We start from the raw sequence: 23,692 nt of genomic DNA on the forward strand, positions 1-23,692 counted from the left end.
AAATGGTGATAAATCGTTTAACACGTAAAATCATTTACGCCGTCATAATACTCGGCATTTTATTTATGTTCTCGGTTTTATTTGGTGTTTTTCGTACCTCTAGCATTGGACCAAATTTAGATAAACCGTTAACGTCAGAAGAAATTGCAAAACTGATCCCTCGCGGTAAAGAGCTTGCTATTGCAGGGGACTGTTTTGGTTGCCATTCCTTACCCGAGGGACCACTAGCAGCTGGGGGGCGCGCCATTGGTACCCCATTCGGCGTTATTTACTCAACCAATATTACCCCCGATAAACAATTTGGGATCGGTAATTATACTCGTGCAGATTTTCATCGCGCGCTTAAGGATGGGATAGGTAAAGAGAGAGGCAACCTCTACCCTGCAATGCCTTTTGTTTTCACTCAAATGACAACATCAGAAGACTTAGATGCTCTGTATGCCTACGTCATGACCTTACCTGCCATGCCTATTGCGAATAAAGAAAATACGGGTGTTTTTGTGCTTCCTGTTCGCCCATTTATGAATTTTTGGACCTTACTTAACTTCCCTGACCATAAAGCGCCGGATAACCCACAACGTTCTGCACAGTGGAACCGTGGTGCTTATATTGTTGAAGGCCTTGCCCATTGTGGTGCATGTCATTCCCCACGTAACTTTATGATGGGTGTGGATTTTTCACGCTCACTACAAGGGGGAGAAGAAGCGGGCTTAGCTATTCCAAATATTACCGCACAAGCACTTTCAAACCATGGCTATGATACCGCCTCGCTCAGTCAGTTTTTACAAACAGGCATTTCGCCGCAAGGCTCTTCATTTGCGGACATGAATACAGTAACCCACTTTTCCACCAGCCAAATGGCCACTGAAGATGTCAATGCTGTGGCTATCTATTTGTTAACTGGAGAAGATGGCCAATTACTTGGTGCAAAACCGGCACCGCAGCCGCTGCCAGAAGCGCAAACTCAACAATCAACAAGTACAATCGAACCGACTAGTACAATTGAAAATACCATGGAAACAGGTCGGATGATGTATATGTCAACTTGTGCAGGTTGTCATGGCATTACAGGTGAAGGTGTACCTAACGGCATCCCTGCGCTAAAAGGCAATGCAATATTAGCAATGGATAACCCTGAAACCTTTATTAACGTAGTGTTAACGGGTATCCCGACAACAACATTTCCAAATGGCCAACGTATGTATGCTATGCCAAGTTTTGCCGATGATTTAAACTCACAAGAAATAGCAGATTTAATCACATGGGCACGTGCTCAATGGGGAGGACAAGCGACTCCTGTCACCGCAGATCAAGTTGATAAACTAAAAAAAGCATCACAATAAAAAATATAGCGCCTCTTTAAGATAATTAAAGAGGCGTTGTTTTAGCTAGCTCAACGTTGAACAAATCGCCCAATAATTGAGTTAATAAGCGGATAAGCATTAGGGAACTTTTAAATAATCATAGATTGGAATAAATTATCGTCTACTCCCAAAATCTCTATCACCAGCCTCTCCACTAATCATCCGAGTTAATTCCTCACAGCGAATAATTCGCCCTAATGATAAAGTGAAACAAGCAAATACTTCAAACTCGCTCTGTTCGATTCCACATTTCTCAACTGATACATAGTGATGCGTAAAAACAGTATTATTTTCAGCAACAATTGACTTAATTTCCACATTCATACGCTTTGTTTGTGATTTAAGCGCAGCCATATGCATTAAGAAATCATCATAGTTCAATGAGTTACCATCAACTACTTGTTGGTAATCAGGCGAAAAATATTGAGAGATTTTATTTTCGTCATGCTCAGGACTACTGACAATAATGTTTAATGCATCAATAACTATCTGATTTAAACTTTTCATTTATTTCTCCGTTCTTAAAACATAAATTATAAATGAAAGCCTAGATGGTATATTATCCGTATCAAGACAATATATACGGTAAATCAGCCATTATGATGCAAACAAAAACATTTGAGTATGAAAGTCAGCATTCAACCCCTTGGCATAAACATGAGCTAGGCCAACTATATTGGCTTAGTCAGGGTGTTTTTGTCATTGAAACCGAATGCGCACAATGGACAGTGACACCAGGATCGATAGGTTGGTTTCCTGCTGGCTTGGATCACAGGGCATGGGTTCCTCGGAAAGTCAAAGGTAATAGCCTTTACCTTAAGCCATCCGACTGTATTCAATATCCTTCTCAAGCCGGTATTTATGGCGGAAATTCCTTTATTTTAGCTATGTTAGAGCGAGTGTTGCGAAATAATCATGTATCTTCAAAAGATTACCAAAACAGTCTTTTAAAACTGTTAGGTTATGAAATTTCTCAATGTGCTGAATTACCACTTCAATTAACGCTTCCCTTAGATCGCCGAGCACGCAATGTAGCCAATGAATTACTAAGAAATCCCGCATGTATATTAGATCAGAGCCAATTAGCCAACCAATGGGGAATTAGCGTCCGTAATCTTAGTCGCTTGTTTAGCCAACAAACAGGCCTTAGTTTTAGTCAGTGGCGACAACAAGCCAAAGTAGTCGCATCTCTTCAGTGGGTACTTGCAGGATTACCAATCAGTGAAGTTGCATCACTCAGCGGTTATAGTAATGTCAGCGCTTATATTGAAGTATTTCGGCAACGCTTTGGAAAAACACCAGGTCAATTCAAAGAGGATTAATATTTTAATAGCTTAATTGTTCATTTTTTGGATAAATAAATTAGCAGTTTGTATGCGGTGGAATAATTGATAAATAAAACCAAACGTTCCAGAAAAATTTAAAACGGCAACCCAATTACGTAATAAAAAATTAACATTAAAACACTATGCCATGGAACTGATCACAGAATAGACTAATCAATTAGTGTATTTTTTGAAATATTAATTTCATAAACTGAGGTTTTAAACATGGATCAATTGGCAGAACGATACCGCTTAAGCAAAGCTATTGCGAAGGAAGCAGGAAAGTTAGCTGCTGATTTCTATCATAATAGAAAAAAGCTTAACATCGAAAAGAAAAAAGGAGATGGACAAGACCTTGTTACTATTGCAGATAAAACAACAGAAGAGTTTATTCGTAAACAAATTAATCACTATTACCCTCAAGATACAATTTTTGGTGAAGAATCAGGACTTACCGTAGGTCAGTCTAAATCAACATGGGTTATTGACCCAATAGATGGTACAAGCGCATTTATTTTTGGGCTACCTTCTTGGTGCATATCTATCGCATTGATAGATGAGCAACAAAATACCCAAATTGCCGTTATCTACGATCCCATTCATGATGAATTGTTTCATGCCCTTCGAGGCCATGGTGCTTATCTCAATGAAGACAAAATTTTTGTGAATCAAGTGAATTCACTCAATGAAGGATTGCTCGGTGTTGGCATTTCAACCCGACTTTCTCCAGATAAAATTATCCCATTTTTAGATAATTTATTACATGCGGGTGGAATGTTTGTTCGCAATGGCTCTGCCGCCTTAATGCTAGCCTACGTGGCTGCGGGAAAATTAATCGGTTATTACGAGCCACATTTAAATTCGTGGGATTGCCTTGCCGGGCTACTACTGATCCAAGAAGCAGGTGGTGTCACCAACAACTTTAAAAGTGATCCTAATTTTCTGCTAAATGGAAACTATGTACTTACTTCAAGCAGCGAGATTTACGATACATTAGCCTCTTTTCTTATGAAATAACCCCAACCTAATCTACCGCTATTAGGCGGTAGATTAACTCCTCTTTTAAGCATCACAAACTAAGTTTTCTTAGCACTCATTTCTAATTTTGAGAGCTAGAGCTCACTCTTATTAATAAGAATTTATTTTCTATATCTAATTGATATACACCATCAATAAAACCCATATAAGTAGTATTACTACGATAGAAAACCCACCAATAAAATCGATAAAAAAAATCATAATCCAATGATATATAATGAATTATTGAAAATTCATGTTGTAATTTTTCCTTGTAATCATCAATGTTAACAATATGTGAAAACGCTCACGGAATATATTTTTTACAATGTGTATTTTTAGAATGTATAGTTCAATGTGAGAGTGAGAAATTTTGACCTCTAAAATAAATTAATAGTAACTCTTTTTGCTTTCAAGATGAGCTTATGACATTTAAAAACTAACAGCATAATTGAATAACCCAACCATAAATAATTTTTAAAATACTTTAATTTTAATCACCAAAAAGCTCTGACTTATAACCACGTATTATCTATATAATTATAACGGAAGATAGAATATGACTAATTTAATGCGTAAATTTGGGTTCTCAACCCATACTGTAATTCAACTCTTATTTATTACTGCCAATGCGCAATTATTATATGCATTTTGGGATCTCAGAAATTCACTTCCCCTCGGGTTTCCTGTTGCAATGGGGATCTCCGATGCACAAGCGGGACAATTATATTCAATGCAAGGCTTAGTGATTCTACTTGGTACTGTCGGATTAGGATGGATAGGAGACCGTTTTAAAGTACGTAACATTATGTTTTTTACTACCTTAGGCGTCGGATTTATTTCTTTATTTATTGCACTAAACTCGCCAGGTCTAAGTATGGGTACCTTATTGCTGTGCTTCTTCTTCATGTTACTGTTAAGTGAAGTATTATTTAAACCTGCAAACTTTAAAGCCGTCAGTCTTTCGACAACTAAAGAACACCAAGGTGTTGCATTTGGTATGTTTGAGTTTGGTCGAGGCTTACTTGCATTTTTATTGAGTTTAGTATGGGCCGCGATGGTTTATTACGAAGCGGATAGCCGAACGATGATGGTAACAGCTTCCATTATTGTATTGGCTACAGCAATCTTAATTTTTCTTGCTGTTTCTAAAGATGCCAAAGTAGGTGATGACTCAGAAAGCGCGGCTTCTGTAAAAGAAGCGGTATCTGGTATTTTTAAAGTGATTAAACTTCCCGTTGTCTGGATCACTGGCTTAAACGTTTTTTGTATCTATGGCACATTCGTGGCGGCTGGCACCTACTTTGCTCGATTCCTTCAAGCCGGTTACGGTACTTCAGCAACCGTTGCCGCCATGTTCGCCTCTGTAGTTATCGCATTACGCATGCTTCCATTGCTATCAACACTATTAGTCACCTTAGCATTTAAATCAACAGCCCATTTCATGCGTTTTATGTCATTTCTACTCGCTATCTTGTTATTAACAATAAGTATTCTTTTTTACATGAACCCAACGGCTATTTCTGATTTTGTACCAGGACAAGTACCAGAAGATGTTGTCACACCGACAGTCCGTAATACGATCATGATACTGATGCTATGTGCATCTGCATGTTGCTTTATGATCCGCGGTGTTTATTACGCACCTATTGGCGAGTCAAATATCGACAAAAAAAATGCCTCTGCGGCAATGTCACTCGCTATCACTATTGGCTACCTTCCCGCGCTTTTAGCACCGCTAATTCTAGGTAAAATCATTTATAGCCCACAACTAAATGAACAAGGTAAAATTATTCGAGAAGTATTAACACCAACTGATATTATTGGTAGTGTATTCATAGGATTATCAATACTAACTATGATTGCCGCACTATTATCTTGGAAGTTAATTAAAATGAAAAAAGAAATATAATCAACTTGATACATCATCAATTCCCTAAAAGTATTACTTTTGGGGAATTCATTATAAAAATTAGATTTAGAGCGTATCTTATGGTGAATAATAAATTATCTTGTTGGCTAAAATATATTAGCAATAGCACCTCAATCACTGAGCTTAGTATTCCTGGTAGTCACGATGCAATGACAGCGTTGTGTGACAGCCCTCACTACAAAACACAATATTTATCACTTGATGAGCAACTCAATATTGGCGTTCGTTTCTTTGATTTACGAATAACACGTAACTTAGTTGCAGCACATCGAAAATGGATTAGTGATATTGAAGCAAAGACGATTTTTGACCAATTACGTCAATTTTTAATTCAATTTCCCTCGGAATTTATTATTGTTCGCCTACAAAATGCGAATGAAAAAAAAGATGATTTTGAACAATATAAACTCGCCATCCAAACATTTATTACTGGCTATCTCGACGATATTTATACCCCAAAATTAAATCCTGATAAAAATATGCCTAGCTATGATTGGCCAACTATTGGCGAAGTAAGAGGTAAAATTATCGTGATCGAATGTGCTCCTACCTCTTTAAAAGTTTCCTCACTAAATAACCAAAACTGGGCATATAATTGGCATGAAAATGAAAATATTGTGCTGCAAGATAATTGGAACGGCCCTGATATAGATGAAAAACTTAAAGATATTAAAACATTACTAAACCCATTACTAAATTACGATAATAAGTTAATACTCAATCATATTAGTGCGACAAATGGTAACTTAGCAGATCCAATTGCTTATGCTGAAATTATCAATCCAATTATTGCCAATAAACTCAAAAAAATGGAAAGAAGTTCAGGAAAAGGTGTTCTTATTTATGATTTTATTGATGATGAATTAGCTATTAATACGATTAAAGTTAATGTGTTTAACAATGTGTATATAGCTTAATTTTTCACCAAAAATATTTAATACCACAACCCAATTGATACATAAAATATTGAAAATAGTACTATTTTCTCTCTCCCTAAAAGAATTTGATAATGACTCTTAGGGAGAGCTTATTTTTAATAGCCACCATATTTAGTTAATACCATTTTCAGCCACACGTACAAAAGCTTGCCCCGATGGTGATAGCTGACAAAATCCCATAATTAATTCAAATTCAGCGACAGAGCCGTTTATTTTACGATAACTTATTTTTTCTTCACAAAAACGACTCATACTTAAAAAAGAAGAGCTGAATAAACGTTTTCACCCCGCTCGCCCAGATATTGATTGGGCTAGAGCACATGGATTATGCCTTTCGATATTTAATCAAAACGGTGCAGATCTTCAAACAACCGCTTGGTTTATATTGATCCGCCAACACCAAGCGGGAATTGATGGGCTAAATGAAGGACTATCATTACTGCATGCTTTACTGAATCAACATTGGCAAACAATATGGTCAATTATCTAGAGCAACAATATGGCGATCATGCTGACGTCAGTACTTTTACTGAAAAATGGCAACAAAATATGCAAACTAATGCATTTGCTGAAAATCGGCTTAATCAATGGTCAGAAGGTATGGAGCAGTTGAATAAACTAAGTGTGCGATTAGATAGCCTTGATGGTAAACCCCGCAGCTACATTACTGGCTCTGAATTAAAAACAATCATTTTCAATGCACGACAACATTTTAATCAAGGTTTACCATTAGAAGAGGAATTACGACGTTTAGAAACACAAAAAGCACAAGGGACCGTTGCAGAGTCTGAATATCAACGTATTGACAATCACTTTAAGCAACTTCTTAATCGCTATGCCTTAATGCGCCAAAATTAGTAACAGATATTCTCAATATATCTCAGTACTAAATATTTATTGTATAGCTATTACCAATAATAAAAAAATAATACTGAGGTCTCATTATTTATATAAATTTTTGATATTATTGAATTTGAAAGCTGTAGAAGAATACTAAATTAAATCGTTTTTTAATCTAATATTCTTCTACCTATTCGTTTTGATAACAAAACAGCCTATTCTTATACAGGTATTACCTCACAATAAGAATTAATTTAGCCAACGCTCCCTCCTCTAATAACGTACTTATTGAAGCATTCCTAAATATCAATTCCATACAAATTAAACCCTCAACACTACTATTCTAACTTCTATTTTCTAAATTTACCCCACTTAATAAAAACCTCAATAAATTATAATTCATGTAAATATAAACTAAGATTATCATCACCCAATAATTTAATTTTAAAATAATCAGAAAATTCAGTGTTAACATTTTAATTTCTATTAAATTTAAATCTAATTTCATTATAAACTTATAACTCAATAATATTATTTCCATGAAAACAATATCATTGTAGCCCCCCCTCCAAAATCATCTCGATTAATTAACTTAATTACCTTATGACAATCAATTAGTTACAATTTATTTAATTTATTTTAAAATTATTAACTAAAAAATAATTAAAAATAATTTAATATCATTTTTCCTTTTTATTTAATTAGTTAGCAAGTAAAAACACTTACTCCATGATAACTCCACCTTGACTTTATAATAAAAAACACCAGAATTGAATTAATATGAAATATAATGATACTTATTTAATTTTATATAATATTATGCTTATCAGCATTTATTAATACTGCAATTATTTTTGATACCTTAATTTCATGGAGATATTAAACCTTCAAAATTAACCATATTCACACATAAATAATTTTATATTTAAAATATATAATTATAAGTGATTATATCTACAAAATACATACTTAACAATAAGTTACGTATTATTGATAACCAAATTACGGCCTTTAATACAGCGAAAAATTAATCTAATTATTTTACTACTAAATGTGTTTTCCATAAATAATTCAACGAGGAACTAATATCATGGTAAATAATAGTATTGATATATCTAAAAATGATGCAGCGGCAGTCTATGTATTAGAGCAAGCGATGGGGTTTACTTTTCAAGCTTCGCTACGCGCGGCAGCAGTATTAGGTATAGCCGATTACCTTAAAGATGGAGAAAAAACAGTAGATTACCTCGCAAAAGAAGTGAATGTGGATAGTAAAAAATTATTTCGTGTCATGAGAATGTTAGCCTCGAAAAGGATCTTTAAAGAAACTAGTGATAACAAATTTGCATTAACACCAGAAGCTGAGTTTCTTCGTTCAGATGCACCTCAATCTTTACGCTCCGCAATATTAATGCTCACCGATGAGACCTTTTGGTCCCCATTAGGGGATCTTGTCGATAGTCTACGTAGCGAATCTTCTTTTAAAAATTTATACGGCATGTCGTTCTATGAATATTGGTCGAAAAAAGAAAATCAAAGGGATGGATATGACTTTCATACTGGCATGTCCTCCATGTCTGCGGTAGAAAATTATTTTTTAGTCCAAGCCTACGATTTCCCAAAAAATGCAACAGTAGTCGATATTGCAGGTGGTATGGGAGGATTGCTATTAAATGTACTTCGTAATAACCCAACTTTACAGGGTATTTTATTTGATCAACCAGAGATATTAACCCGAAACCGTCTTAAAGAATTAGGTGATGACTCGCGCTGGAAAACACAACCCGGTAGCTTCTTTGAGTCTTGCCCTACCGCAGATATTTATCTATTGAAATACATCACGATGGATTGGCCCGAAGAGCAAGCCAGAGCCATATTACGCTGCTGCCGAAACGCTATGCATGAAAACTCCAAATTACTCATCATGGAGCCCGTTATACCAAAAGGAAATACTTGGCATGGCGGTAACGAAATCGATCTGTTGCTATTAGCTAGTTTTGACGGCGGACAAACACGCAGTGAAGATGAGCTCAAAGTTTTGTTAAAAAGTGCGGGATTGAAATTGAATCGCATCATTAATACAGGCTGCTACGTCTCCATTGTTGAAGCCGTTATTGATTAAGTAAATATTAACCAGCCTATATATCAACTGGCTAGTGTGAATTCTGGCGTTGACAATCAATGGCATCGCCAGCCTCTTACTTAAAATAAGCGAAAAAATTCACTCTAAATTTATCATGTTGATTAAATTGAAAAATAATTCAATTTCGCTAAATTAACAGGAAAAAACAATGGGACAGATTTCAGGTAAAATCATCATTATTACCGGCGCTAGTAGTGGGCTAGGTGCTGCAACAGCACGCTATCTTGCCACTCTCGGAGCAACCCTAGTACTTGCGGCTCGTCGTAAAGAACATCTTGATATACTCGCGAAAGACTGTATCGCCGCTGGCGGCAAAGCCCTCGTTGTACAAACTGATGTTACTCAACATGCTGATGTGAAAAATATGGTCAATCAAACTCTCACTCAGTTTGGTCGAATCGATGTGTTAATTAATAATGCAGGATTGATGGCGATAGCCCCCATGCACAAAGCAAAAGTTGATGAGTGGGTACGAATGATTGATATCAATGTAAAAGGACTGCTATACGGTATCGCTGAAGTACTACCGGTATTTGAAAAGCAAAATGAAGGCCATTTTATTAATATTTCTTCGGTAGCTGGCGTCAAAGTTTTCAGTCCCGGCGGTACAGTTTATAGCGGAACAAAATATGCTGTACGGGCAATATCAGAAGGGTTACGCCATGAGGTTGGTGGAAAAATTAGAACGACAACAATTTGCCCAGGTGTCGTCGAGTCAGAATTAAAATTCGGCAGCTCAGACCCCGAAAGCGCATCATTTTTACAAGAATTTTATAAACAAGCTATCCCTGCAGATTCAGTTGCACGCGCTATTGCTTATGCGCTTGAACAACCACCCAATGTCGATATCAATGAAATCGTCTTACGCCCTACGCAACAAGATTTTTGACCAGCGTTTTCTGTGATGCGCCAAAATTTCTTCTCACATTCTTATTCTCACCATGCTTTTCGGATCTTTAGCCATGCATATCGCTCTAAATTTAATATCCGAGTAATTGTGAGTATTTAAAAATATTGGCCGCCGCAAAGATCACATCAATCACGTTCTTGTTCAATGTTAAGCAATTCACGTTTATTGACAGGTTATGATCATGAGCAAAAATTATGCAGTAGCAGATTACCTTCTCGATCGTTTGGCTGAAATTGGCATTCATCATTTCTTTGGCGTACCGGGAGATTACAATCTACAGTTTCTCGATCATGTTATTGACCACCCCAAAATAACTTGGGTTGGCTGTGCTAACGAACTCAATGCAGCCTATGCTGCGGATGGTTATGCACGCTGCAAACCAGCGGCAGCGCTACTTACCACCTTTGGTGTCGGGGAATTAAGCGCTATAAATGGCATAGCCGGCTCCTATGCTGAATATCTCCCTATCATTCATATTGTTGGCGCACCTGCACTACGCGCTCAGCGGGTAGGCTGTTTATTACATCATTCGTTAGGAGATGGGGATTTCGGCCATTTTACCCGTATGGCACAAGAGGTCACTGTAGCCCAAGCTTGTCTTACTTTTGATAATGCCGCGACAGAAATTGATCGTCTCCTCACGATTGCATTAACGGAGCATCGCCCTGTACACCTAGTTCTTCCTTGTGATGTTGCCGAAATGCCTTTGATCTCCAAACCTGCACCAATGAAGTTACCTCAAATCAATTTATCAAAAAAATCACTGGAAAACTTTATCAATGCAGCGCGTGAAAAATTACAATCAGCACATAAAGTCTCACTACTTGCGGGTTTTCTCGTCGAACGCTTTAACGCTAACGAAGTGCTAGATCAATGGATGAAAGAAGTTCCAATTCCCCATTCTACTTTGCTATTTGGTAAAGGTGCAGTCGATGAAACTCGAGCCAGTTTTACCGGAACATACATCGGTGCGGCTAGCGAACCACAAGTGAAACGATGGATAGAAGATACCGACGTTATAATCAATGTCGGTGTGCTGTTCATTGATACCGCTACAGCGGGATTTAGCCATCAATTACCCGAAAATGGATGCATCAATATCCACCCCCATGAAGCAAGAATTGGGCAACAGGTCTTTACTCAGATCCCAATGCAAGAAGCCATTAAAGCACTCCACCAGCTGAGCTTATCTCTAATAAAACAGTGGCAATTACCCACTATTAATCGCCCAAAACAAGCAAATATTAATGGAAGTAAGCTCACTCAACGCCTTTTCTGGCATCAAATTCAGGATTTCTTACGTCCAGATGATATTGTGATTGTCGAGCAAGGAACGTCTTGTTTTGGTGCCGCGACACTCACTTTGCCGCAAGGTTGTAAATTTATCGTTCAATCCTTGTGGGCTTCAATTGGTTTTTCCTTAGCCGCTACATTTGGCGCTCAAACAGCAGAGCCTGATCGCCGAGTTATCCTTTTAGTCGGTGATGGTGCGGCACAATTTTCAGTTCAAGAATTGGGAACAATGCTACGTGACGGACTAAAACCAATCATATTTTTATTAAATAATGAGGGGTATACCGTTGAACGTGCAATTCATGGCCCCGAGCAACGTTACAATGATATTACCTTGTGGAATTGGACATTATTATTACAAGCTTTAGCGAATGAAAATCCGGCACTGACACGACAAGTAGCTAAGTCAGAACAGTTACAACAAGTGTTGAAAGAAGCCGAAAATTGCAATCAACTTGCCTTTATCGAAGTCATACTACCAAAGATGGATATGCCTGAATTACTAAACTCTATCTCAAGAGCACTTCAAAAAAGTAACGCGGCTTAATAAGCTAAAGTCCTTAAATAGATTGCGACGATTAAAAAGTCGCAATCATCAAAGTCTTTCAAATTACTATATTATTTCAAACTAACATCATTATTCAAAAGATATACCGACATCGTTTCTCGATTTATTGAGTACTTTTGATACCGCTATCGCCAGATCAAGATGTTCATGGCATATTGCAAATTCTTTAGATGCAATTTGATCACGAAAGAATGCAAACTCAAATAACATATGGTTTGTTGATGCATCTTGAGACATCGAAGTTACTTTGCCTTCGATATTCGCTTCAACTGATTGGCAAATACTTGGAGCACCCTCAATGCGAATATAACCGTTAGTGCCCTGAATAATAAAATAACCAGGACTTCCTGAATCTTTTGCGCCTGTACAAACTGCAATTGTCTTATCAAAATGTAATGTTAAAATTCCCGAGGTATCTATGCCGTTATGTCCTTTATTACAAATATAACGACTTTCATCAGGCACTCCCATAAGAGCAAGCAATACATAAATATTATAAAGATTAATATCATACAAAGCTCCACCCGCTTGCTGTGGGTCAAAAGCCGCATGAACGTTACCAAGTAAATAATCATCATACCGGCTTGAATACTGCGAGTAATTACCCTGAATTATCTTTATATCCCCTATTTTACTGATATTTTGCTTAATGAAATTAAATCCAGGAGTATGAATAGCGGTGATCGCTTCAAATAAATACAAGCCTCTTTCATGAGACAGTAAAACTAATTCTTGCAATTGTTCCCACTCAGGTGTGAAAGGCTTTTCACAAATAACATGTTTATCAGCCATTAACGCTTTATGCGTATAACTATAATGCAAGTGATTTGGCAAACCGATATACACTACATCTATTTGTGTATCTTGCAGCAATTTGTCGTAATCGGTATAGAGCTTATTAATTCCAAACTGCTGGCAAATTGATTCGCCCTTTTCAATACTCGATGCACGCACACATAACGCAACAACATCAATCCCTTGTACATGCATTAATGCATCAAGAGCTGACATGATTATTTTTCCTGAACCAATAAGCGCAATTTTCATTTATTTATCCATTTGTAAGGTTAGCGATGACTAATATAACGAATAAAACACAAAGATGTCATTCTTATCCCCAACCTCTCGAAGCACTCGAGTCAGAAGGTTCCAATCTGGTTTACTACGCTTACTAGCTGATATGATAGCGGTACAAGCTGATTTCTAGCCGTTAGACTACGAAAATTGAACTCATCACCCCGAGCAGTATATTGCAGCAATCCACACAGGGTTAAATCTTAACTATGAACCAATGAAATATTGGGTTAATGAAGCCTCGAAAGCGAACTAGATAGCCAGTTTCAAGTGCCCGAATTTCTCACGCTTAGATTTCATCTCTTCTTCAAGACGACGAGGTTCCTGCCCTGTTTCAATCGCCGTAGAGGTTATCACCGCACGAATGAGTTGAGTACGAGTGGGTTTTGTTGCTTGAGTTAATTCACTCTTGTTCATAGTAACCTCGCTTCAAAGTGACGATAGTGCATTTTTTATCATTAATTTATATGGCAAGACAGCTCACATCGTACAAGCTAAATATATTTATATCTCCAAGCTCTAAGGAAATTAAGTATTTGAATTAACCGAGCTGAATACCAATAAATGGGGGCTGGCTAAGCTGCTTGACCGTAAATTACTTCCGATCCTCTTCAAGTACGATAGATTTTATTAGCAGAAACGGATTCGATGAATAATGCCGCAGTGAGTACTGCGACATTATGAGGCTGCTAGTTCTGCCAGTCATTTAAAACAGGAGGGAGGAAAGGAGACTCATGGGATGTATACTCAAACAAGCTGCTCCTTGCATCATTCCAATCCTGAATGATTTCCTCCGAACCATGCATCTTCCTTTATGTGTTTATAATGTGATCATATACCCTTATTCATTCAAACCGCAGGTTCGTTGGCTGCGCTCAGCCTGCAGCTTGAATTACGTTGGGTATATATACCAGATTAAAATATCAATTAAGTAAGGTAACTATTGTATTTTGAATAAATAACTTTTTTAAGATTTTTAGTATTGGAAGACATATTGAGAATAACGCAACATGCAGAAATTGAAAGGGAAATGCGAAATTTTATCGGTGCCGGTTAAATAACCGGCACCAGGGAAATTAACGCCAGCGTTCTGTCGCCCAGGCGACCTGCTGTTGTGCGTCGTGGAAAGTCCAGGCCACGAAGCGACTGATTTTTTGCCCCTGCGCCATTTCAATGGTACGGACTTCGGCCGCACCCACCAGCTTCAACGCGTGATAAATAGAAGGCAAGGTAGTGTTTTTAGAAATCAACGAGGTAAACCACAGGCAGTTTTGCGCCAGGCTAACGCTCTCCTCTACCATTTTACGCACAAAGGCTTCTTCACCGCCTTCACACCATAGCTCTTTATTTTTGCCGCCAAAGTTCTGTACCGGCTTGTCGGCTACCTCGCCTTTACCCAGCTTGTGCAGTTTGCGGCGGGTGCTGGCTTGCGCTTCCTGTTCAGAGCTGTGAAACGGTGGATTACACAATGTGGCATCAAATTTCTCCGCCACGCCGATGATGCCGTTAAAAATAAATTCGGGTTGTTTTTGTAAACGCAGGCGCACGCCGTTTCTCAGTGTCGGATTCATATCCACGATCATTTTGGCCGTATTGAGCGATACCGGATCAATCTCCGAACCAGTAAAACGCCAGCCGTATTCACGCAGGCCAATAATCGGATAAATACAGTTGGCGCCAACACCCACATCAAGGATCGCCACGCCTTTACCGCGAGGGATCTCACCGCCGTTGCTGGTCGCCAGTAGGTCGGCCAGATGGTGTAAATAGTCGGCACGCCCGGGGATCGGCGGGCACAGATAATCGGCGGGAATGTCCCAGTGTTCGATGCCATAAAAATGTTGCAGCAACGCACGGTTGAGCATTTTAACCGCCGCAGGATCGGCAAAATCTACCGAGATGTCGCCCCAAGCGTTCGGCTTGACGAACGGCTCCAGTGCAGGGCAACTGGCGATCAGCGCCGGGAAATCATAGCGTGAGCGATGACGGTTACGCGGGTGCAAGCCGCTTTTCTGCTGCAGGAAGGTTTTCTTTTTTTCCACCGTGAAGGGCTCTCTTAAAGGTATTTCTGACGCGTACGATACCATATACCCTATAGCTTTCAAGTTGCAGCTAACAGCTCGGGATGAAACCGTCTTAAGCCTGCATTCAGAGTTTATGCCGGAATGCCCTGCTCTTTATACCCAACGTCATTCAAGATGCAGGAAGGCGGCAAGGGAAGATAGACAGGGAACATACATCAGTATGTGACCCGACTGGCTGAGTGCTTGAATGAATAAGGATATATACCGTCCGTTTTAAGCAATAAACTGCCTAGATGTAAGATTCAATAAGCTGATTTGACCAAATTGAATACATTAACGCCAAACATGGAACAACTAACACAAAATGTAAATCGTCCAACTAATAATATCTGCACATAATTGGATTATATTCCATTATTAAAGTGTCCTGTTTGATTAAAGCAGAAGGTCAGAACATATCGATTTAGTGATACAAAAGAATTGTTTTAATTCTTGTAGCTTAACTCTTGCTTCACTCAACGATATTTGAGGAAAATTACCGATTTTTATCTGTACAAGTTTATGTGCAACTGGGCTACTATATTGATAAATAAATGTCTTAATACCAGTCGCACCACAAAATACACGTAAACCTGTGTTTTCGCCTGTATCAGTCCTAACATCACAGTTAGGTTTCATCGCTTCAATGCCTTTCGCTGATAAGGGCTTAGATTGTGTTTTTGGGTTCATAGGTATTACCTTGTTTAGCGCTGACTATAAGATAATTAACGATTTTTAGTAAAAAGTGTAGGTTGCTAGTTTTGTTATGCTCATTATACCATGCCACCATCAACAACCTACACTTTAACCTACACTTTTATATGAGATTCTGTGATATTTCATAAGACATCATGTTATTACATGAGACAACAAAGAAACACAGAAGTAAACAAATTCAATAAGTTAAGATAGATAACCTTATGACAGACAACCGGAATTTAGAATCACACACCCCAATGATGCAGCAGTACTTAAAACTAAAAGCACAACATTCAGACATACTACTGTTTTATCGTATGGGTGATTTTTACGAATTATTTTTTGATGATGCTAAAAAAGCATCACAGCTACTTGATATTACGCTAACTAAACGAGGTCAATCAGCAGGCCAACCCATTCCGATGGCGGGGATCCCCTACCATGCAGCTGAAAATTATCTGGCCAAATTAGTCCAACAAGGTGAATCCGTCGCTATCTGTGAACAAATTGGAGATCCTGCCACCAGCAAAGGTCCCGTAGAGCGCCAAGTTGTACGGATCGTCACCCCAGGCACCATTACCGATGAAGCCTTATTAAATGAACGACAAGACAACTTATTAGCAGCGATTTGGCAAGACGCTCAAGGCTATGGATTTGCCACTTTAGACATTACCTCAGGTCGTTTCATTATTAGCGAAATTGCCGATGAAGAAGCATTGCAAGCACAGTTGCAGCGTACCCGCCCCGCTGAACTTCTCTACCCAGAAGACTTTGCGAGTATGCCATTAATAGAGCGCGGCAAAGGGTTGAGACGTCGACCATTATGGGAATATGAGCTCGATACGGCTAAACAACAGCTTGGCTTACAATTTGGCACCAAAGACTTAATTGGTTTTGGTGTAGAAAATGCAAATAGAGCCCTTAGAGCAGCGGGTTGTCTATTACAATACGTCAAAGATACCCAGCGAACTTCACTGCCCCATATTCGTAGCATTATCATGGAAAAACAAAATGATAATGTCATTCTAGATGCGACCACGCGCCGTAATTTAGAATTAACCCAAAATTTGGCGGGAGGAACAGAAAACACCCTCGCGTCAATATTAGACATGTGCGTAACCCCAATGGGTAGCCGCATGTTAAAACGCTGGATCCATACACCGCTGCGTAATACTCAAATACTCAATAACCGCCAACAAGCTATCGGTGCCTTACAAGAACAGGGTTCTGAATTACAACCTTTCTTGCGCCAGATTGGCGACCTAGAGCGCGTTCTTGCACGTCTTGCACTACGTTCCGCTCGTCCTCGTGACCTAACTCGCATGCGTCATGCTTTTCAGCAATATCACGATATTCATCAAATTTTAGGCCAATCGAACAGCACCTACTTACAAGAATTACAAAGCCGAATTGGTCAATTTGATGAACTACAAGCATTACTTGAAAACGCAATTATTGATGCGCCACCGGTATTAATTCGAGACGGCGGTGTCATTGCGCCGGGCTACAACAGTGAGTTAGATGAATGGCGAGCACTGGCTGATGGCGCTACCGATTATCTTGATAAGCTGGAAATTCGTGAAAGAGAAAATTTAGGGATAGACACTTTAAAAGTCGGCTATAACGCCATACATGGCTACTATATTCAAGTCAGCCGAGGACAAAGTCACTTAACACCAATTCACTATGTACGTCGTCAAACATTGAAAAATGCTGAACGCTATATTATTCCTGAATTAAAAGAACATGAAGATAAGGTATTAACCTCAAAAGGAAAAGCATTAGCCATTGAAAAAGCGCTTTATGATGCCCTATTTGATATGCTGCTACCACATTTAGCCGCACTACAAACCAGCGCCGAAGCACTTGCTGAACTTGATGTGCTCGCTAATCTTGCCGAAAGAGCTGAAACGCTCGGTTACGCCTGCCCACAACTCACTGATAAGCCTGGTATTCAAATCACCGAAGGCCGTCATCCGGTGGTTGAACAAGTCCTTAGTGAACCGTTTATTTCTAATCCATTATCTTTATCGCCACAACGCCGCCTTTTGATCATTACAGGACCAAATATGGGGGGTAAAAGTACTTATATGCGTCAAACTGCATTGATTGCGCTATTGGCTTACATTGGTAGTTTTGTGCCAGCAAGCAAAGCTATTATTGGCCCTATTGACCGCATATTTACCCGCGTAGGTGCTTCTGACGATCTTGCCTCTGGGCGCTCAACGTTTATGGTCGAGATGACAGAAACCGCAAATATTTTGCACAATGCCACTGAACACAGTTTGGTATTGATGGATGAAATTGGTCGAGGAACATCAACTTATGATGGCCTATCGCTTGCTTGGGCTTGTGCTGAAAATTTAGTTAATCGTATCAAAGCGATGACTTTATTTGCTACTCACTATTTTGAATTAACCACCTTACCAGAAAAATTGGAAGGCGCTGTCAATATTCACCTCGATGCGATTGAGCACGGCGATACTATTGCCTTTATGCATAATGTCCAAGAAGGCGCAGCAAGTAAAAGCTATGGTTTAGCCGTTGCTTCACTTGCAGGTGTACCAAAAGAAGTCATAAAACGCGCAAAACAAAAACTCAAAGAACTCGAAATTATTTCTAGTAGTGCAAATACAAGCCATGTTGATAGCGCACAATTAAGTTTCTTAACCACCAAAGAAGAAGAGCCGTCTCCGGTAATCACCACTTTAGATGAAATTGATCCCGATAAACTAACACCACGCCAAGCGCTTGATTGGCTCTATCGTTTAAAGGAAATGAATAAGTAATATGGATGAGTACGCTGAATTATTAGCGCCAATCAGGCACTTTTTACACTGTGAAACGCCTGATTCATGGGTGTTTAAAGCTAGCCGTCCCGAAAACTTACCCATTATTTTAAAAGATCATCTTTTATGTGAGCTTAAAGCAGCCCAGAGTGCGATGTTTTTAATTCGTAAATATGCGGTAGATAAAGATAGCGCTGCGGTATTACTTGAATGGTTTAAACCTTATGAATCATTTGCTTATGACAAAATTGGTGACGTTAATACATTAAGAAATAAAAACCAGATCTCAAAACAAATACTCGCAAGAAAGCAGTCGGCCTATAGCCAAGATCTGATTGATAAAATGGTGTTATTAATTAAAGAAGAATTACATCACTTTTACCAAGTGTTGGAGATAATGCATGAACGAAATATTCCCTATGACGGCATAACCGCTGGACGTTATGCTAAAGGGTTATTTAGTCATATTAGTCCTCATGACCCAAGTACATTGGTTGATAAACTAATTATTGGTGCCTATATAGAAGCTCGATCCTGTGAACGATTTGCAAAATTAGCCCCATTTTTAGATGAGAAGCTCGCTGATTTTTACACTTCGTTATTACGCTCAGAAGCACGCCATTACCAAGATTATTTACAATTAGCTCAATTAATTAATAAGCAGGATATTACTGAGCGAGTGCATTATTTCGGAGTTATCGAAGCAGAGTTAATTTCGACACCTGATAGTGACTTTAAATTTCACAGTGGTGTACCTATTGAAATTAATATCGGAAATTAGGCAATAAAATAAGTAAGATAAAGTAATTAAGTAAAAATAAGTCCCCGCAGTTAATATAACAACGGGGACTTTTAATTTCTAAAAAGCATCCTACAAATTGAATAATGATTCCAATGTTAATTCTTCATTATGCAATATGTCTTTCAGACGCCTTAAACCTTCAACCTGAATTTGTCGAACTCTTTCACGAGTGAGCCCAATTTCGCGCCCAACCTCTTCTAAAGTTTCAGCTTCATAACCTAAAAGCCCAAAACGACGTGCTAAAACTTCTCGTTGTTTTGGATTCAGTTCAAATAACCATTTAACAATATTATCTTTTAAATCATTGTCTTGAATTGTATTTTCTGGACCTGAGTCATTTTCATCAGATAAAATCTCAAGCAACGACTTTTCTGAATCCCCTGCAACTGGCGTATCAACCGAGGTGATACGTTCATTCAGACGCAACATACGGCTAACGTCTTCAACAGGTTTATCTAGCTGCTGTGCGATTTCCTCAGGACTCGGTTCATGATCTAACTTTTGAGCTAATTCACGAGCAGTTCGAAGGTAAATATTAAGTTCTTTTACGATATGAATTGGAAGACGAATAGTTCGGGTCTGATTCATGATCGCACGCTCGATGGTTTGACGTATCCACCAAGTTGCATAAGTCGAAAAACGAAATCCCTTTTCTGGATCGAATTTTTCGACAGCACGTATCAACCCAAGATTCCCTTCCTCAATCAAATCAAGTAAGGCAAGTCCTCGGTTATTATAACGACGAGATATTTTTACAACTAAACGAAGATTACTTTCTATCATACGCTGACGTGATGGAATATCACCGCGTAAGGCCCTTCGGGCATAGAAAACTTCTTCCTCAGCTGTCAAGAGCGGAGAGAATCCAATTTCACTGAGATAAATTTGGGTCGCATCCAAAACACGTAAAGTCGTGCTCTGGTGTAAATCCATTTCATCTTCTAGCTCAGAAATCAGATCCTCTTCTTTAAACTGACTCTCGTCAAAAGCATCATCCGCATTACTTTCATCGAGGTCATTGTATAACTCGTTAACTTTCAGTGAACTTTGGCTCATCAGTGACTCCTACCCTAGATAATGCGGACAGAATGTCAAAGCACTCTGCCCAGTTTATCGTTGCGGTAAGTAACGCAACGGGTTTACTGATTTTCCCTTGTAACGAATTTCAAAATGTAATCTGACTGAGCTTGTGCCAGTACTACCCATCGTCGCTATTTTTTGACCCTCAGTAACATCCTGTTGATCGCGCACCAGCAACGTATCGTTATGTGCGTAAGCACTTAAGTAGTCATCGTTATGCTTTATTATTATGAGATTTCCATATCCACGCAGTGCATTACCTGCATAAACGACTTTTCCTGGAGCAGAAGCAAGAACAGCTTGACCACGAGAACCTGCGATATCGACGCCCTTATTCCCGCCTTGTGCATCAGAGAAACCTTCAATCATTTTCCCATCAGCCGGCCAACGCCATTTTATTGACGAATTATTAGTGCTACTTGCTGCTGTTGAAGCAGTAGTCGTCGTGTTATTTGTTGTCGTTGAAACTTGCGTTGCAGGTTTCTTATTATTCGGCAACATTTTACCTGAAGTTTGACCACCACTATTTTCAGGATACTCATTAGTTGTTCGAAGATCAACCGCTTGCTGATGACTATTTGATGAATTTGAGGCGATTTGAGTGTTCGAGTTCACATTTGTGTTACCAATATTGATAACTTGCCCGACATTCAAACTATAAGGCTCTGCAATACCGTTTTTAGATGCTAACTCTCGGAAATCATTACCAGTTATATAAGCGATGTAAAATAAAGTATCACCGCGCTGAACGGTATAGCTATTACCGTTATAACTTCCTTTAGGAATACTGCCATAATCACGGTTATAGACAATGCGTCCATCAGTCGAGGTATTGATTTGGCTTGATGCCCTATTAACTGATTGAGTATTGCTCGACAGATTAGGTCGAGAAGAAGGCATTGCCGTACTCATACCCGTGTTCGACGTCGTATTAACGCTCGTTCTTTGAGCGGTCTGTTGGCTAGATTGCCCGTCATTCACACTCGAAATTGGCGCAGCAGTATGATATGGGGTTGAACACCCAGCTAATAAAACTCCACTAAATGAAAAGATCACTGCCCATCGAGCTCTGCTTATAGGGCTAACAATTTTCATGCATCTTCTCCCAAGAAGAAAAATCTGATGTGACATTTAAGCTCATGTCAGCAGCATAGAGATTCTTAAAATATTTTGCTTATTAAAGCAGAAATACAAAATAATGAACAAGTTAAATATATCAAAAATATAACAATTTGAGATTATGACTCAATAATTTAGCCAAATAGTTCAATTTAAGACAGCTAAAGTAGCATATTTAGACTAGTTTTGCTGCTGATGTGAGTTTGTTTAACTTTTAGGATTACTTTTTTTCGAGTTAAACCTAAAAATACGACAAACCCAAATAATGAGGATACGCTAGATTAAATCGCCAGCGATAAGAGGAACGAAACGTACTTTTTCAATCACATTACTGTGATAATCATTTCCGCGACGTGTAATCAATTTTAAAGCTTGCTCTTTATCGCCTACCGGTAAAACTAAACGACCACCGTCTTTCAGCTGATTTAGCAATAATTTAGGAATTTCATTCGGTGCAGCCGTTACAATAATGGCATCAAAAGGGCCTTTGGATTGCCATCCTTCCCACCCATCACCATGACGAGTCGAAACATTATGCAAATCAAGCTGTTTTAAACGACGCTTAGCCGTCCATTGTAAGCTTTTAACACGCTCAACAGAAAATACATGGTGGGCTAAATGCGCAAGTACGGCGGTTTGATATCCTGACCCAGTCCCAATTTCAAGCACTTGATCATTAGGCATTAATGCAAGTAATGCCGTCATTTTCGCAACAATATAAGGTTGAGAAATAGTTTGCCCATGACCAATAGGTAATGGAATATTATCATAGGCTTTATGAGATAGAGCTTCATCAACAAACCGTTCACGAGGAACTTGTGATATCGCATCTAATAGGCGCTCATCGTGAATTCCCTGTTGGCGCAGTTGTGCCAAAAGATCTTTCATGAGCCCTGTTTTCATTTTACCGTCACTCCTGATTTTCCCAGCCACTCTTCAATTAACGAATGCGCCTTATATGCCGTCAAATCGACTTGCAGTGGTGTGATTGAAACATAACCCTGTTGTACCGCTTCAAAGTCAGTACCCGGCCCTGCATCTCGAATTTCGCCAACAGGCCCCAGCCAATAGAGCATATTACCTTTTGGATCTTCAAGATTATACACTTCTGATGCTGCATGGCGACTACCACAATGCGTCACTTTTATGCCCTTAATCTCGTCATAAGGCACATCAGGTACATTAATATTGAGAATATTGCCTGCACGCAACGGATTTTTCTGCAACATGGCTAAAATATCACAAGTGACTTTAGCGGCAGTTTCATAATGAATTTCACCATCTAACGAAACCGCAATAGAAGGCAATCCTAAATGACGCCCTTCCGTTGCCGCTGCCACCGTTCCCGAGTAAATAACATCATCGCCCAAATTAGGGCCACAGTTAATACCTGAAACCACAATGTCAGGTCGAGGGCGAACCACTTTATTCACACCAATATAAACGCAATCTGTTGGTGTTCCTTCTAAAACAGAAAGATCCCCATTACTTAACGTTTGAATTTTAAGTGGTTTATCTAATGTCAATGCATTAGATGCACCGCTACGATTGCGATCAGGGGCGATCACCTGAACATGATAATGTTGACGTAGCGCCGCCGCTAATGTTTGAATTCCTGGTGCAGTAACACCGTCGTCATTACTCAATAAAATCTTTAGCATCGACATTATCCTTTGATATTTTTGAAGTTTATTTTTGAGTGCAAGGATATTGTCCTGCGTATTGTCCTGAAAAC

The 23,692-nt window shown here is 38.9% G+C and carries 22 protein-coding genes and 1 pseudogene; 13 read left to right on the forward strand and 10 right to left on the reverse strand.

The window, feature by feature from the left end:
* Positions 1 to 2: 2 nt before the first annotated feature.
* Positions 3 to 1,343, forward strand: a complete 1,341-nt coding sequence (locus AAZR93_RS14085; protein WP_434720158.1) for a cytochrome c — start codon at positions 3 to 5, stop codon at positions 1,341 to 1,343.
* Between the two features lie 135 nt (positions 1,344 to 1,478).
* Here the strand turns inward: AAZR93_RS14085 and AAZR93_RS14090 are convergent, their stop codons facing one another.
* Entirely contained in the window at positions 1,479 to 1,871 is a 393-nt protein-coding gene (locus tag AAZR93_RS14090; RefSeq protein ID WP_434720159.1) for a nuclear transport factor 2 family protein, read from the reverse strand.
* Positions 1,872 to 1,915: 44 nt separating this feature from the next.
* On the opposite strand from AAZR93_RS14090, the gene AAZR93_RS14095 reads away from it, so the two are divergent.
* The 4 genes from AAZR93_RS14095 (at position 1,916) to AAZR93_RS14110 (ending at position 6,556) form a co-directional block, all read left to right on the forward strand.
* Positions 1,916 to 2,686, forward strand: coding sequence for an AraC family transcriptional regulator (locus tag AAZR93_RS14095; protein WP_434720160.1), 771 nt, complete (start codon positions 1,916 to 1,918; stop codon positions 2,684 to 2,686).
* A 228-nt stretch (positions 2,687 to 2,914) separates the two neighbouring features.
* On the forward strand, positions 2,915 to 3,706 hold the full coding sequence (locus AAZR93_RS14100; RefSeq protein ID WP_434720161.1) for an inositol monophosphatase family protein: 792 nt from the start codon (positions 2,915 to 2,917) through the stop codon (positions 3,704 to 3,706).
* A gap of 559 nt (positions 3,707 to 4,265) precedes the next feature.
* Positions 4,266 to 5,618: an MFS transporter gene (locus AAZR93_RS14105; protein WP_434720162.1), complete on the forward strand. Its 1,353-nt coding sequence runs from the start codon at positions 4,266 to 4,268 to the stop codon at positions 5,616 to 5,618.
* 80 nt (positions 5,619 to 5,698) lie between these two features.
* The gene (locus AAZR93_RS14110; protein ID WP_294350975.1) at positions 5,699 to 6,556 is read left to right on the forward strand and encodes a phosphatidylinositol-specific phospholipase C domain-containing protein; all 858 of its coding nucleotides are present in this window, start codon (positions 5,699 to 5,701) and stop codon (positions 6,554 to 6,556) included.
* A 132-nt stretch (positions 6,557 to 6,688) separates the two neighbouring features.
* Here the strand turns inward: AAZR93_RS14110 and AAZR93_RS14115 are convergent, their stop codons facing one another.
* The gene (locus AAZR93_RS14115) at positions 6,689 to 6,829 is read right to left on the reverse strand and encodes a hypothetical protein (RefSeq protein ID WP_434720163.1); all 141 of its coding nucleotides are present in this window, start codon (positions 6,827 to 6,829) and stop codon (positions 6,689 to 6,691) included.
* Between the two features lie 85 nt (positions 6,830 to 6,914).
* On the opposite strand from AAZR93_RS14115, the gene AAZR93_RS14120 reads away from it, so the two are divergent.
* The 5 genes from AAZR93_RS14120 to AAZR93_RS14140 all read left to right on the forward strand — a co-directional run bounded on the left by AAZR93_RS14120 (position 6,915) and on the right by AAZR93_RS14140 (position 12,310).
* A complete protein-coding gene (locus AAZR93_RS14120) occupies positions 6,915 to 7,067 on the forward strand; it encodes a type VI secretion system ImpA family N-terminal domain-containing protein (protein WP_434720247.1) in 153 nt (50 codons plus the stop codon).
* Entirely contained in the window at positions 7,052 to 7,435 is a 384-nt protein-coding gene (locus AAZR93_RS14125) for a VasL domain-containing protein (RefSeq protein ID WP_294350978.1), read from the forward strand. Before AAZR93_RS14120 ends, AAZR93_RS14125 begins: the two co-directional genes overlap by 16 nt.
* Before the next feature lie 1,072 nt (positions 7,436 to 8,507).
* On the forward strand, positions 8,508 to 9,539 hold the full coding sequence (locus AAZR93_RS14130; protein ID WP_434720164.1) for a methyltransferase: 1,032 nt from the start codon (positions 8,508 to 8,510) through the stop codon (positions 9,537 to 9,539).
* A 169-nt stretch (positions 9,540 to 9,708) separates the two neighbouring features.
* A complete protein-coding gene (locus AAZR93_RS14135; protein WP_434720165.1) occupies positions 9,709 to 10,449 on the forward strand; it encodes an SDR family oxidoreductase in 741 nt (246 codons plus the stop codon).
* 202 nt (positions 10,450 to 10,651) lie between these two features.
* Positions 10,652 to 12,310, forward strand: a complete 1,659-nt coding sequence (locus AAZR93_RS14140; RefSeq protein ID WP_434720166.1) for an alpha-keto acid decarboxylase family protein — start codon at positions 10,652 to 10,654, stop codon at positions 12,308 to 12,310.
* A 90-nt stretch (positions 12,311 to 12,400) separates the two neighbouring features.
* Here the strand turns inward: AAZR93_RS14140 and AAZR93_RS14145 are convergent, their stop codons facing one another.
* A complete protein-coding gene (locus tag AAZR93_RS14145) occupies positions 12,401 to 13,378 on the reverse strand; it encodes a Gfo/Idh/MocA family protein (protein WP_434720167.1) in 978 nt (325 codons plus the stop codon).
* A 112-nt stretch (positions 13,379 to 13,490) separates the two neighbouring features.
* Between AAZR93_RS14145 and AAZR93_RS14150 the strand changes: the two are divergent.
* Positions 13,491 to 13,661: pseudogene (locus AAZR93_RS14150) on the forward strand (cell filamentation protein Fic); the annotation flags it as partial.
* On the opposite strand, the gene AAZR93_RS14155 reads toward AAZR93_RS14150, so the two are convergent.
* From AAZR93_RS14155 to AAZR93_RS14165, 3 genes are all read right to left on the reverse strand, one after another.
* Positions 13,658 to 13,822, reverse strand: a complete 165-nt coding sequence (locus tag AAZR93_RS14155) for a hypothetical protein (RefSeq protein ID WP_434720168.1) — start codon at positions 13,820 to 13,822, stop codon at positions 13,658 to 13,660. The pseudogene AAZR93_RS14150 and the gene AAZR93_RS14155 overlap by 4 nt on opposite strands.
* A 659-nt stretch (positions 13,823 to 14,481) precedes the next feature.
* Positions 14,482 to 15,447 carry a 23S rRNA (adenine(1618)-N(6))-methyltransferase RlmF gene (gene rlmF / locus AAZR93_RS14160; RefSeq protein WP_434720169.1) on the reverse strand — a complete coding sequence of 322 codons (966 nt, stop codon included), beginning with the start codon at positions 15,445 to 15,447 and terminating at the stop codon, positions 14,482 to 14,484.
* 417 nt (positions 15,448 to 15,864) lie between these two features.
* Entirely contained in the window at positions 15,865 to 16,158 is a 294-nt protein-coding gene (locus AAZR93_RS14165; protein ID WP_434720170.1) for an Arm DNA-binding domain-containing protein, read from the reverse strand.
* Positions 16,159 to 16,388: 230 nt separating this feature from the next.
* Here AAZR93_RS14165 and mutS point away from each other — a divergent pair, with 230 nt between their 5' ends.
* Positions 16,389 to 18,956 (forward strand): DNA mismatch repair protein MutS, encoded by a 2,568-nt coding sequence (gene mutS / locus AAZR93_RS14170; protein ID WP_434720171.1) that lies wholly within the window; start codon positions 16,389 to 16,391, stop codon positions 18,954 to 18,956.
* A 1-nt stretch (position 18,957) separates the two neighbouring features.
* The gene (miaE, locus tag AAZR93_RS14175; RefSeq protein ID WP_434720172.1) at positions 18,958 to 19,737 is read left to right on the forward strand and encodes a tRNA isopentenyl-2-thiomethyl-A-37 hydroxylase MiaE; all 780 of its coding nucleotides are present in this window, start codon (positions 18,958 to 18,960) and stop codon (positions 19,735 to 19,737) included.
* A 90-nt stretch (positions 19,738 to 19,827) separates the two neighbouring features.
* Here miaE and rpoS read toward each other — a convergent pair whose 3' ends face one another.
* The 4 genes from rpoS to surE all read right to left on the reverse strand — a co-directional run bounded on the left by rpoS (position 19,828) and on the right by surE (position 23,618).
* Complete coding sequence (gene rpoS, locus AAZR93_RS14180; RefSeq protein WP_294351350.1) at positions 19,828 to 20,814, reverse strand: RNA polymerase sigma factor RpoS; 987 nt, start codon at positions 20,812 to 20,814, stop codon at positions 19,828 to 19,830.
* Between the two features lie 54 nt (positions 20,815 to 20,868).
* Positions 20,869 to 21,933: a murein hydrolase activator NlpD gene (nlpD, locus tag AAZR93_RS14185; RefSeq protein ID WP_294110185.1), complete on the reverse strand. Its 1,065-nt coding sequence runs from the start codon at positions 21,931 to 21,933 to the stop codon at positions 20,869 to 20,871.
* A 300-nt stretch (positions 21,934 to 22,233) separates the two neighbouring features.
* Entirely contained in the window at positions 22,234 to 22,860 is a 627-nt protein-coding gene (locus AAZR93_RS14190; protein WP_294110187.1) for a protein-L-isoaspartate(D-aspartate) O-methyltransferase, read from the reverse strand.
* A complete protein-coding gene (gene surE, locus AAZR93_RS14195; protein WP_434720173.1) occupies positions 22,857 to 23,618 on the reverse strand; it encodes a 5'/3'-nucleotidase SurE in 762 nt (253 codons plus the stop codon). Before surE ends, AAZR93_RS14190 begins: the two co-directional genes overlap by 4 nt.
* Positions 23,619 to 23,692 lie beyond the last annotated feature (74 nt).

This window comes from Providencia sp. Je.9.19 (genome assembly GCF_051129765.1).
Taxonomy (GTDB): Bacteria; Pseudomonadota; Gammaproteobacteria; order Enterobacterales; family Enterobacteriaceae; genus Providencia.